Origin of the sequence: Thorsellia kenyensis, assembly GCF_042432445.1 — a bacterium.
GTDB classification, from domain to species: domain Bacteria; phylum Pseudomonadota; class Gammaproteobacteria; order Enterobacterales; family Thorselliaceae; genus Thorsellia; species Thorsellia kenyensis.
This window is the reverse complement of sequence record NZ_JBHLXE010000016.1, coordinates 132,265-144,011: the sequence shown is the minus strand read 5'-3', so window position 1 is coordinate 144,011 and position 11,747 is coordinate 132,265. Positions and strand designations below refer to the sequence as shown.

The following is an 11,747-nucleotide window of genomic DNA, read 5'->3' as shown; positions in this document are numbered from 1 at the left end:
CCTTACAACGCCGAAGTTGTTTTGGTGTTCTCGAATAGAGAGATTAAAGTGTTTAAACAGAGAGTGATGTCATACGAAGCGTGATATACAAAGAATAGCTTATTCTAATTAAGAGCAACAGAATTGCTTGGCGGCAATAGCGTTGTGGACCCACCTGATTCCATACCGAACTCAGAAGTGAAACGCAACTGCGCCGATGGTAGTGTGGGGTTTCCCCATGTGAGAGTAGGTCACCGCCAGGCACCAAATACGTTGTAAAATCTAACTAACTTAAAACTAAATTAGTGCTTAAAACTAAGTCAAAGATAAAAGCAAAAGTTAGACAATAAATAATTAAAATTAAAACACAAAAAGCCCTGTAGAAATACAGGGCTTTTTGTGTTATGGCCATTGTTTAGTATCATTAACATAAAGTTCAAAACGAAAATAGGCATTATATTGTTTAATATGTTACCTATCTTGTTGTTACAAGAACAACAGAAAAAATCTGAAATCCTTTCAATCAATTTTAATAACTCATCAACAAGCCCAGAAGTTATAACTTTTTAGTAACTCTGTTTATAAAGTACGTGTAATTACTAATGGAAAAGAAATATTTTTTCAAGTGAATAATATTTAAAATAGATCTACTAAGCTAGAATCTAGAGAATAAAAAGGAATATTTTATTGATCATTGTTAGCCGCTAATTCAAGCTTGTATGGATGGTAAATAAGTGATTAAAAACCCGCTCTTTGAGCGGGTTAAAGTTGATTTAACGAAATGCAATACTGATAAATATAAGCGCATGTTAAATATGAGCAATAAAAGAGTTAAATACTGCCCATTAGCACATATTTTATATTTAAATATTCTTCAATGCCGTATTTTGAACCTTCGCGTCCAATTCCTGAGTCTTTAATACCACCGAATGGTGCAACTTCAGTTGATAGCATACCTTCATTAATTGCTACCATACCACATTCGAGTGCTTCAGCTATCCTCCACGCTCGACTTAAGTTTTGGGTATAAAAATAGGAAGATAAACCAAAATCTGTATCATTAGCTAATGCGATGACTTCCTCTTCTGAATTAAAACGATAACATGCAGAAATTGGTCCAAATGTTTCTTCACTGCTCATTAACATTTCTTTAGTTGCATCAATTAAAACAGTGGGTTCAAAAAAGGTACCACCTAATTCTGAAGGTTTGCCACCAACCAATACTTTAGCCCCTTTTGCTATCGCATCCTTTACATGATTAGAAACTTTGTCAAAAGCCATTTGGTTAATTAATGGCCCTTGTGTTGCCCCTTCACTAAAGGCATCACCGACTGTTAATTTTTTTACAGCTGCAGCAAGTTTCTGTGTAAAATTCTCATAGACTGCATCGTGTACAAAAAATCGATTTACACAGACACATGTTTGTCCAGTATTGCGATATTTAGATGCCATAGCACCTTCAACAGCAGCATCTATATCCGCATCTTCAAAAACGATAAATGCAGCATTTCCTCCGAGCTCTAGAGACATTTTTTTCATTGTATTTGCACAGGCTTGATAAAGAAACTTCCCTGTTTTAGTCGAACCAGTAAAGGAAATTTTTCTGACTCTTTTATCTTGAGTAAAGACCTCACCTATAGCTTTAGCATCTCCACTCACTACGTTGAGCACACCTGCTGGTATACCTGCCATTTCAGCTAAATGGACAAGCGCATGTGCTGATAATGGAGTTTCTTCTGATGGTTTTATCACCGCAGTACAACCAGCAGCAAGCGCTGGAGCAATTTTTCTTGTCAACATAGCTAGCGGGAAATTCCAAGGCGTAATTGCTGCAATTACACCAACAGGTTGTTTTATCACCACAATGCGACTATCTCCTTTATGTGCTGGGATAACATCACCATAAATACGCTTTGCTTCTTCAGCAAACCACTCAACAAAACTTGCCGCATACACAACTTCCCCCATACCTTCAGCTAGAGGTTTTCCTTGTTCCGTAACAAGTAAAGTAGCGAGCTCTTTTTGATTTGCTATGATAAGATCAAACCATTTTTTTAAACGTTGAGCGCGTTCTTTAGCAGTAATTGCTTGCCATGCAGTTAATGCTTTAGCGGCGCTATCTACGACCTCTTTAGCTTCTTTTGTTGAACAATAAGCAACTTTTGCAACTAATGCTTTTGTTGAGGGATTGGTGACATCATAATGCTGTTGAGTTTCTTTCCATTGACCATCTACGTAATAGCCAGATTTTAATACACTACTAAAATCAGTTGTTTGAATCATGATTTTTACCTTTATGTTATAACTAAAAAATAAAATAACTCGCTACTAAATATAAATAAACATAGCATTTTTTGTTAAATATTCAATATTTAAGAGATTTTTCTCAACTATAAGAATTCCAATGCCTAAATAAGTCGAGGTTAAATAGCTACAAAAATAAAATTAACTAGTCTCTTGCAGGTCTTGGTTCTCTAGCTATACGCTTCCCTTCTGTATAATCATTGATAACATCACAAGGCGTGTATACCCTATCTAGTTCATAAAAATCATCTTCAGTAAGCTGCAATGTTAATGCATTAAGGCTACTATTGAACTGTTCTGTGGTATCAGCTCCAACAAGCATAACTTTAACACCCGGTCGACTCAAAACCCATGCTTGTGCAACTTGCGCAGATCCTACACCATGTCGTTTTGCTACTTTAGCAACGCTCATAGCAATATTTTTTGACGTATCATCTCCAAACATTTGATGAGTGAAGTTGTCAGTTTGATTTCTTACAGAATCAAATGCGCCACTGAGTAAACCCCTTGCTAATGGACTAAATACAGATACTCCAATACCTTGATCGACGCAAAAGGGGATCATTTCTCGTTCTTCTTCACGGTAGGCTGCATTCAATTGTAACTGCATATTGATTGGTTTAACCCAGCCATTCTTTTCACAACAATGTAAAATTTTTGCAAACTGCCAAGTATACATTGTTGATACCCCAAGATAACGTGTTTTACCCTGTTTTACCATTTCATTTAAGGTAAACCATGTTTCTTCAATCGGAGTGTTGACATCAAAATAATGTAGCATAAAAATATCAACATAATCTGTGCCTATACGTTCTAATGACCCATGAAGGGCGTCGTATAGGTGCTTCCTTGAATGACCTTGATTATTTTTACCATCACCTATTGGGTAACCAGCTTTTGTTAGCAAGACTAATTCATCTCTTTTGGCGTGTTTTTTAATGATATTGCCTATGACGCGTTCTCCTTCACCAAATGAATAAAAGTCAGCAAGATCTATAAAGTTTACACCAGAATCAAGAGCATGACGTACGATAGGCTCACTCTGAGCCTCATCGAAAATCCAAGGTTTCCATTTAGGACTCCCCATGTTCATTGTGCCTAAACATAATTTTGATACCACTAAACCAGATTCGCCTAATCTTACATATTCCATCATACGCTCCATAAAAGTCATGCGTCTCTCATACTATTATGTAGAGGAGAGACACTTTAATAAAAATTATAAAAAAATTTTAGTTCTAATATTCACCCAAAATTAATTCACTTTGCTGGTATCACTAATTTCTAGTGGTTTTGGGGGATTTACTGACGAGAAACTTAGTGGTTCTAAATCAGTACATGCCTCAAGTTCTTTAGCACAAAATAGAAGCCTAATCAGTGAGAATAACAATCCTACACATAGTACAAGAGCTGGAAGCCCTCCAATATAAGCAAGTTGTTTTATACCCTCTACATCGGCAAATACCAGCATTGTTACTGCAACGATGCCAATACCAATACCCCAGAGTACTTTCATGCTGATGAGTTCTTTCACGCTACTTGAATCTTCACTCAAACGTTCACCTGTTTCAGATTCTAAACACAGATTAGCCATAGCATCAGTTGTTGAGTCAGCTGCTGTGCAATAGGAAAGAAATGTAGCAAATACAAAACCTAGTACAAGTATGCTAGCAAAAGGCAATTTATTGATAAGTGCATATACAACAGATTCATATCCATTAGTGTCTAACATCATTTTCATACTTCCCGCTTCGGTCATATCAAAATAAAGAACACTTCCACTGAATATGCTTGTCCAAATACCCGCAAAAACACTGGGGATGAGTAAGTTTACCGCAAGGAATTCTTTGACGGTATATCCCCTTGCAATTTTCCCAAGGAACATAGCTGTTAAAGGAGCCCACGCCATCCAAGATGAAAAGTAGAAAATAGTCCAATCTCGTCCCCAGCTTTCTCCTTCAGCTGCACCTGTAATAAGTGATTTTTGAAAGAAATTATCAAGATAATTACCCAATGACTCTAGGCTAAAATTCAAAATGAATCTTGTTGGACCAAAGACGAAAATAGCGATACCTATGCCCATAAATACCCATGTATTCACTGTAGATAGTAAAGTTATCCCCTTTTTAAGGCCACTGACAGAAGAGAGTGTGACAACAATAGCAATCGCAGCACCAATGCCGGCAAGTGCGACACTACCTTTTTGGACACCATATAGTGCAAGTCCACCCATTATGGCAATAATTCCTGTTGCCATTGAAGAAGCCATACTTGCAGAGAATCCTGATAATGCGATACCATCGATCACTTGTCCTGTTTTGCCATAAACCTTTTTTCCCATAACAGGATAAAGCATCGAACCTATAGAAAATGGCTTATTTAAATTATGATAAACCAAAGTAAATACCAATGCAGGGACACAATAAATTGCAAAAGGAGTGAATGTCCAGTGCAAAAACATTGTTGAAAGAGAAAAAATGGCAGATGAAGGCGAAGTGGCTTCTATGTTAAAAGATTTTGGTGGGTAGTAATAATGATATAAAGGTTCAGCTGCCGCCCAAAAAAGCAATCCAGCCGCAATTGTTGTACAAAGAGCTATCATTATCCACTTTGTTCTTGTCAATATCGGTGTTGCATTTTTTCCACCAATCCGAATATTCCCAAGAGGTGAGAAAAAGACAATGATACATAAAATAACACATCCAAACGCTGCAAGGCTAAATCCCCATGAAAAATGGTCAAGGATCCAACCAACAATTTGTTTTGTGGCTTTGGCAAAAGTGACTCCATTAGTTAATGAGACGATGACTGCAACCGCCGTCATTATAAATGCAGGCCAGAAGGTTAAATGTCTTAATCTTAATTTGGGGTTAGTTTGTTTTGTTGTATTCATAAACGCTCCTCGATCTCCTCCTAATTGGGATCATCAATCGTTTTTATTTAAAATGTCTATTCCTAGGATTTAGGCTGATAGAAAGGATTGCCTAATTGCGACAAGGCCACTTTAAGTTTGTCAATTTCAGAATTTGAAGACATAGCATTTTTAATCGCGGTCTGAGTTGCTTCATAATTATTTTTAAAGATTGCATCTAAATCATCGCATGAGGGATTTACCCATGGAGCAACTACTATTGACCAATTATTTTCAGATTCTTTAGGTAATGTTCCCTCTAAAAGAGCTTCAGTAATGGCTTTAGCAATCCCAGCTTGTGAAGCTCCCCAGGTCGCATTTCCGTGCAAATCACCCGAAATCTCGGCCTTATTAGCATAAACTGTGGCTGGCTTTACAGGTACGCCTGGTTTTATAATCACCATGAATGGACAATGTCCTTGTCTTGGCATAGCCAGCGCATTAACGAAAGCTTGTCCAACTGGTCCTGATTTAGGACCAAGCATGATATTCACATGAGCGGCATTAACTCCTTCTCCTACGAAACCTTCTCCGATAAACATGGATGCATCATTTTGAGTATTCATTGTATTCCTCTTATATTTTTTATTGGTTGATAGTGAAAATTGGTATATAAGGTAATTATTTTCTATTAAGCGCGTTAATTTTGCATTAAATGGAAAATCATAGCCGTGATCTTTCTCACATTAATTACAAAGATTAATATTTATTTATTTTTTAATATACGGAATTGAATTTTCTGAGCTTTTTCAGAGGAATATGGACATATATGACAGAAAATGATTTAAAGTGCGTCAGAGAGATATTCTAAAAATAAAAAAATACAATAAAACAGACAATATTTCTAAAATTAATGAAAGTAAGTGCAAAAAAGTCAAGCTATTAGTGAAAGCTAAGAATTAAAGACGTAAATGAGAAAATAATTATAAATATTTTCTCATTTCACTTAAAACTTTAAAGAAAATTGATTACACTAGATCATTCTTATAAATGACTTATTTTTACCTAAAATTCCATATTATGGAAAATTATTAGCGGAAACTTTATGAAACTTTCTATCTTCGCTTTTCCTGCACTTTTCATTGCTACTCTATTGATGCTTACAGCAACAGGCTTTTTTAATACCTATATTTCACTTTACCTAGAAAAACATGGGATAAGTTCAACCATCATTGGTGCCAACATTGCTAGCTACTACTTTGGTATGGTGCTAGGGACTAAAGTGGGGCAACTTCTTATTGCAGGCTTTGGTCATATCAGAACTTTTGTGGCTTGTGCTGGAATTTGTACCATAGTTATTTTATCTCATACCTTAGTTGAGAACAGTTATGTATGGATGAGCTTTAGGTTCATTCTTGGTCTTGCGATGATGGCACAATATATGGTTATTGAGAGCTGGTTGAATGAGCAAAGTGATTCTAAAAATAGGGGGGCTGTCTTCTCTGGCTATATGATTGCTGTTAATATGGGGTTAATTTGCGGTCAATTTTTATTGAAATATTTTCCTGAACTGGGCTTTCAACAATTAGTCATGATAGCTATTTTATACGCAGCAAGTTTAATACCCGTTGCCACAACACGAAAAATTCACCCAAATGCAATTATCGCAGCACCATTAGAAATTAAATATTTTGTGCGTACCGTATTACCAGCACTTATGACGGTTGCCTTTAGTGGCATGATGGTTGGCGCATTTTTTGGCTTAGCACCCGTCTATGCAAAGAGTATTGGCTTAACCAATGAACAAAGTAGTCAATTTGTTGCATACGCTATGATTGCAGGTTTTCTTATCCAATGGCCTGCAGGATGGCTTTCTGATAGAATTAATCGTACGAAATTGATTCAAGGTTTTGCACTATTATTAGCATTAGCTAGTATTCCTCTGTGGTTTGGTGCTTTTTGGTCTCAGACATTTTTACTTATTTATGTTTTTTTAACGGGCGTTTTTTTGTTTCCTCTCTATCCTGTTGGTGTTGCACTGGCTAATGATAATATTGATCCTGCTAAAAGAGTGGCATTAAGTGGATTATTATTGGCAATTTTCGGCATTGGTGCTGGATTAGGACCTATCATAACAGGATTTTTCATGGATTTATTCACATCTAAAGTGATGTTTATCTTGTTTTTTGTTATGGCTATGCTTTTATTTTCTGTGCTATTTATTGTCAAGAACAAACCATGCGAAAATAGTTCATCAGATTCTGAAAAAACTCCTCATGTACCTGAATACCCGATGAGTTCAGCAATCATCGATCCTCGCATTGAGATAGAAAGTGTACCGGAAGAAAATAAAATTATACTTGAACATATTGAGCCTAGAAGCACTGAATCTAGAAATGAAGAACCAGATGCCGTTAATGATGAATCATTACTCACGGATACAAATAAGACTTAATAATATAATTTTGATTGGAGTATTTAAAAAACATGACTCACTATGTAATTATTGGCGCTAATGCAGCAGGTCTATCCGCTGCTGTTAGAATCAAAAAGCAAGATACACAAGCAAAAATTACAGTGTTAGAAAAAAGCCATAATGTTTCTTTTGGGGCGTGTGGTATTCCCTATTTTATCGGTGGGGAGTTTGCTAATATTGAGCAAATGACAGCAAGAGAATTTGAAGATTTTATTAAAATAGGTATTGATATTAAATTGAATCATACGGTAACGCATGTCAATTTTAACCAAAAAATTGTTCAAGCTAATTTACTAAATCATAAAGAAATAGATTTTCATTATGATAAGTTGATGATTGCTAGTGGAGCAAGGCCTATTATCCCTTCAATTGAAGGACTGGAAAACATAAATTATGTCACTATGCATAGTCGCGACGACGCACTACATATTAAAGAACAGTTATTGGGCATAAATAAAATTGCGATTTTAGGTGCAGGATTCATTGGCGTCGAAGCTGCAGAGGCATTGCGCTTACAAAATAAAGAAGTACATTTAATTGATCATAATAAAACGGTACTAGCAAAAACGTTTGATGAAAAAATAACTGAACATCTAGTTAACCAACTTACATCTCATGGTGTTAATTTACATTTAAATAAAAAAATACTTGGTGTATCTCCAAGTTCTAAAGCCCGAACATTTCAGCTAAGGCTTAATGATCAAAATTTAGATGTTGAGTTGCTCATTATTGCCACAGGGTTTCGTCCCAATACTGAGTTTTTGCCTGAAGGTGCGATTTTATGCGATGATAGAGGCGCTATTATTGTCAATGAATATGGTGAAACATCCATTAAAGGAGTGTATAGCGCAGGAGATTGTGCGACAGTTCCCCACAAAATTTTAGGGAATAGATACATTCCTTTGGCCACAACAGCTAATAAATTAGGCCGATTAGTTGGGGATAATCTAGCAGGAGAGGAAAAATCTTTTATCGGAACTTTAGGGGCGTGTGGGGTACGTGTTTTTGATATTGAAGTAGGGCGAGTTGGGATCTCTGAACAAGAAGCAGAACTTGCTGAAATTGACTATAAGACAGTTTTTATCAAGGATAAAAACAGAACTGATTATGTTCCTCCTCAGACAGATATTTACATCAAGCTGATTTATCACTCTCAATCTAGAATTCTATTGGGTGGGCAAATATTGGGTAATTATCAAGCTGGGGCTATTGGTCGCGTTAATGCCTTAAGTGTGGCCATATATAGTCAGCTCACTGTTGATGAATTAGGGATGATGGACTTTGTCTATGCCCCTCCTTTTGCAAGGACTTGGGATGCATTAAATATTGCTGGTAATGTTGCAAAATAACTAATGTACAAATAAAACCCGATATATATACATTTAGAATGATTAAATGGAAATAATAAATAATAAATAATAATTTATTTGCTAAGTAAAAAGGTTCTTCAATAATGGAAACAATCGCAAATACAAAAGTTAACTGCCCTCAATGTCAGAGTGATATGGTTACCCGAATAGGGTACTTGAAGAATTATTGTCAGGAGTGCCAATTTAATTTTGAAGGAGATACTCGTTATTCCCTTATGGATGTATTTAATAACTTAAATGAGATATCACTTGATGATGAAAAAGTCCAAAAGTTACTAGCTAATGGTTCTAAAAATTTTTTGCAATTTAATGAATTAAATGCAAAAAGAAAAAATAAGTATAGTGTATTTCACTTTTTATTGTCAGTATCTATTTCAACAGCCATATTTGTAGGATTTATACAGCTGTTTAATTGAGCCTAGGCACTTCAGTAGAATTGATAACAAACTAAGTAAAAAGACATATTAAAATGACAAATTCAAACAATTTTAACCCTTTTCTTCTGTTGGCTAAAGTAGAATATACTCAAACAAAAGAAGAGTTTCTCCATGCTACTGAACAAAGCAAAAAATTAAATAGAATAAGATTTAGTCGTGATCATAAGGCTAGTCATCTCATTAGCTTAGGAATTTTGGTATTTCTAATTTTAAATAGAGTCAATTTTGTTTTTTATCCTGACTCTTTGCATAGAGATGTGCATCATGTTCTATTTGCTATAGGGCTTATTTTTCTTATAGGATTTAGTGTAATAGTTATCATGGGTTCAAGGTTTACGTTAGCAAGTGGAATTAAATATAAAAAGAGTTCCTATGATAACTTAGCAAGTCCCAATTATAAAATTGCAGCATTTCTCGATGGTTTACTAATTCAAACACCTCAGTTTCAAGGCTTTGTTCCATGGCCAAAATTAAGAGTCGTCAAATTAAATGACTATATTCAAGTCGATGTTAATCAAACATTAGCTAAAGAGAAGTCGATAGAGTTGAAAAACTTTACCACTTTATTTATACCTAAGCATCTATTTCCTCGTCATGAATTTTTCACTCAGTTAGCTCAAGGGCAGTGCTACTATTTAGATACCAGTTCAGAAAAATAAAGAAATAAGCTCAGTGATCTATTTAATTTACAGTGAGAAAAAATTTAACAAATTTAAAGAAAATATAAGATAGAAGATACGAGATAGAGAATAGAAATAATCGTCATGGTGTCAATGTGAGCCAATAAAGCAATAGCAGAAACAAGCCATCATTTAAAAATGTTATCAAATGATTAAAGACACTTTTAGAATCATTTACTGCTATTGCAAATATAGAGTTTACTTTTTTTTATTTAAGATTGAGATCAAAAGCATAAAAAGTAATTAAAGCGATTGTTATGAGGACAGTTCCTACATTGAGTTTATTAAATTCTTTCGCAACAACTCTTCCAACGACCAAACATCCAAAGCCAATCATGATCCCGGTAACAATATTGGAAGTCAGTACAATGAATACTGCACAAATTAAACCTGACATCGCATCAACGGGATCGTCAAAGTTTAGCTTAGTCACATTACTCAGCATTAAGAGACCTACATACATGAGCGCAGGTGCTGTTGCATAACTCGGAACAAGTGCTGCAAGTGGGGAGAATAACAGCATAAGTAAGAAAAGTAATCCTACGACCACAGCGGTCAAACCTGTTTTACCGCCTGCAGCAGTGCCCGATGCTGATTCAATATAAACAGCCGCAGGAGAGATCCCTATAAATCCTGCAAATATGCTGCTCACTGAGTCAGCGCTTAGCGCTTTGCCTCCGTTAATAATTTGGCCATTTTTGTCCAATAAATTTGCTTGGCCTGCTACTGCTCTGATGGTTCCTGTTGCATCAAAAACAGCTGTCATGACTAACGCTAAAATAGTTGGCATGAGAGCAAGAGTAAAAGCGGATTTAAAATCAGCTGCAAAAAATAGAGAAGCATCACTATTTATTTGAGGTAAAGAAATGATTCCTAAATAGCTGACATTAGGATCTAATATTAATCCTATCACTGAAATTATAATCATCACGAGTAATATACCGCCAGGTACTCTAAGGCGTTCTACTCCTATCATAGCAGCAAGCCCTAATAAGGTCATTACCGTTTTGAAATCCGTGAAATCACCTAGCACTACAGGCAACCCAGCATTAGGATTTTTTATGATGATACCCACGGTATTGGTTGCAATTAAAAATAAAAAAAGTCCTATGCCAATTCCTGTTCCATGTGCAATACCTATAGGCAGATTTGCTAAAATCCAACTTCTTATCCCTGTAACGGAAATTAGTGTGAATATGACACCCATTATAACGATGGCTGCGAGTACAGTTGGAATTGGAATGTTTTGACCAGCAACCATACTGTATGCTGTAAAGGCGGTTAAAGAAATAGCACAACCTATTGCCATGGGTAATTTGGCATAAATCCCCATCAGTAATGAGCCGAATCCAGCAACTAGGCAGGTTGCTATAAAGACACTCTCTCTTGGAAATCCTGCATCCGAAAGCATCTGCGGCACAACAATGATAGAATATACCATTGCTAAAAAGGTAGTAAATCCAGCCAAAATTTCAGTTTTTATAGTTGAATTGCGAGCGCTAATCGCAAAAAAATCATCAAGTTTAGTTTTGATAGTTATTGATTTTTCTTGTTGAGATGACATGGTATTCCTCTTTTGCTCGTCATTTCAAATAAATAGAAGTCACTTGAAATTTATAGAGTTATGATATTCATAAACCTGCAAAGTGA

9 protein-coding genes and 1 rRNA gene are annotated in these 11,747 nt (G+C 35.6%); 5 read left to right on the top strand and 5 right to left on the bottom strand.

Annotated elements, in window-relative coordinates:
* The first annotated feature begins 126 nt into the window (after window positions 1–126).
* Window positions 127–242 (top strand): 5S ribosomal RNA (gene rrf, locus ACFFIT_RS02010).
* A 568-nt stretch (window positions 243–810) separates the two neighbouring features.
* Here rrf and ACFFIT_RS02005 read toward each other — a convergent pair.
* The 4 genes from ACFFIT_RS02005 to fae form a co-directional block, all read right to left on the bottom strand.
* Entirely contained in the window at window positions 811–2,262 is a 1,452-nt protein-coding gene (locus ACFFIT_RS02005) for an NAD-dependent succinate-semialdehyde dehydrogenase (protein ID WP_385875901.1), read from the bottom strand.
* 166 nt (window positions 2,263–2,428) lie between these two features.
* Window positions 2,429–3,436 carry an aldo/keto reductase gene (locus tag ACFFIT_RS02000; RefSeq protein ID WP_385875910.1) on the bottom strand — a complete coding sequence of 336 codons (1,008 nt, stop codon included), beginning with the start codon at window positions 3,434–3,436 and terminating at the stop codon, window positions 2,429–2,431.
* Between the two features lie 102 nt (window positions 3,437–3,538).
* Window positions 3,539–5,176, bottom strand: coding sequence for a BCCT family transporter (locus tag ACFFIT_RS01995; protein ID WP_385875899.1), 1,638 nt, complete (start codon window positions 5,174–5,176; stop codon window positions 3,539–3,541).
* 62 nt (window positions 5,177–5,238) lie between these two features.
* The gene (fae, locus tag ACFFIT_RS01990; protein ID WP_385875897.1) at window positions 5,239–5,760 is read right to left on the bottom strand and encodes a formaldehyde-activating enzyme; all 522 of its coding nucleotides are present in this window, start codon (window positions 5,758–5,760) and stop codon (window positions 5,239–5,241) included.
* Window positions 5,761–6,239: 479 nt separating this feature from the next.
* Here fae and ACFFIT_RS01985 point away from each other — a divergent pair, with 479 nt between their 5' ends.
* From ACFFIT_RS01985 to ACFFIT_RS01970, 4 genes are all read left to right on the top strand, one after another.
* Window positions 6,240–7,589, top strand: a complete 1,350-nt coding sequence (locus ACFFIT_RS01985) for an MFS transporter (protein ID WP_385875895.1) — start codon at window positions 6,240–6,242, stop codon at window positions 7,587–7,589.
* Between the two features lie 32 nt (window positions 7,590–7,621).
* Window positions 7,622–8,959, top strand: coding sequence for a CoA-disulfide reductase (locus tag ACFFIT_RS01980; RefSeq protein WP_385875893.1), 1,338 nt, complete (start codon window positions 7,622–7,624; stop codon window positions 8,957–8,959).
* A 104-nt stretch (window positions 8,960–9,063) separates the two neighbouring features.
* Window positions 9,064–9,396 (top strand): hypothetical protein, encoded by a 333-nt coding sequence (locus tag ACFFIT_RS01975; protein ID WP_385875891.1) that lies wholly within the window; start codon window positions 9,064–9,066, stop codon window positions 9,394–9,396.
* 53 nt (window positions 9,397–9,449) lie between these two features.
* Window positions 9,450–10,076, top strand: coding sequence for a hypothetical protein (locus ACFFIT_RS01970; RefSeq protein ID WP_385875889.1), 627 nt, complete (start codon window positions 9,450–9,452; stop codon window positions 10,074–10,076).
* Window positions 10,077–10,305: 229 nt separating this feature from the next.
* Here ACFFIT_RS01970 and ACFFIT_RS01965 read toward each other — a convergent pair whose 3' ends face one another.
* Entirely contained in the window at window positions 10,306–11,661 is a 1,356-nt protein-coding gene (locus tag ACFFIT_RS01965; protein WP_385875887.1) for an NCS2 family permease, read from the bottom strand.
* Window positions 11,662–11,747: the final 86 nt, after the last annotated feature.

What these genes read in the sequence shown, in the direction of transcription:
- ACFFIT_RS02005 (WP_385875901.1), bottom strand. Translation starts at nt 2,262, where the DNA reads ATGATTCAAACAACTGATTTTAGTAGTGTATTAAAATCTGGCTATTAC.
- ACFFIT_RS02000 (WP_385875910.1), bottom strand. Translation starts at nt 3,436, where the DNA reads ATGGAATATGTAAGATTAGGCGAATCTGGTTTAGTGGTATCAAAATTA.
- ACFFIT_RS01995 (WP_385875899.1), bottom strand. Translation starts at nt 5,176, where the DNA reads ATGAATACAACAAAACAAACTAACCCCAAATTAAGATTAAGACATTTA.
- fae (WP_385875897.1), bottom strand. Translation starts at nt 5,760, where the DNA reads ATGAATACTCAAAATGATGCATCCATGTTTATCGGAGAAGGTTTCGTA.
- ACFFIT_RS01985 (WP_385875895.1), top strand. Translation starts at nt 6,240, where the DNA reads ATGAAACTTTCTATCTTCGCTTTTCCTGCACTTTTCATTGCTACTCTA.
- ACFFIT_RS01980 (WP_385875893.1), top strand. Translation starts at nt 7,622, where the DNA reads ATGACTCACTATGTAATTATTGGCGCTAATGCAGCAGGTCTATCCGCT.
- ACFFIT_RS01975 (WP_385875891.1), top strand. Translation starts at nt 9,064, where the DNA reads ATGGAAACAATCGCAAATACAAAAGTTAACTGCCCTCAATGTCAGAGT.
- ACFFIT_RS01970 (WP_385875889.1), top strand. Translation starts at nt 9,450, where the DNA reads ATGACAAATTCAAACAATTTTAACCCTTTTCTTCTGTTGGCTAAAGTA.
- ACFFIT_RS01965 (WP_385875887.1), bottom strand. Translation starts at nt 11,661, where the DNA reads ATGTCATCTCAACAAGAAAAATCAATAACTATCAAAACTAAACTTGAT.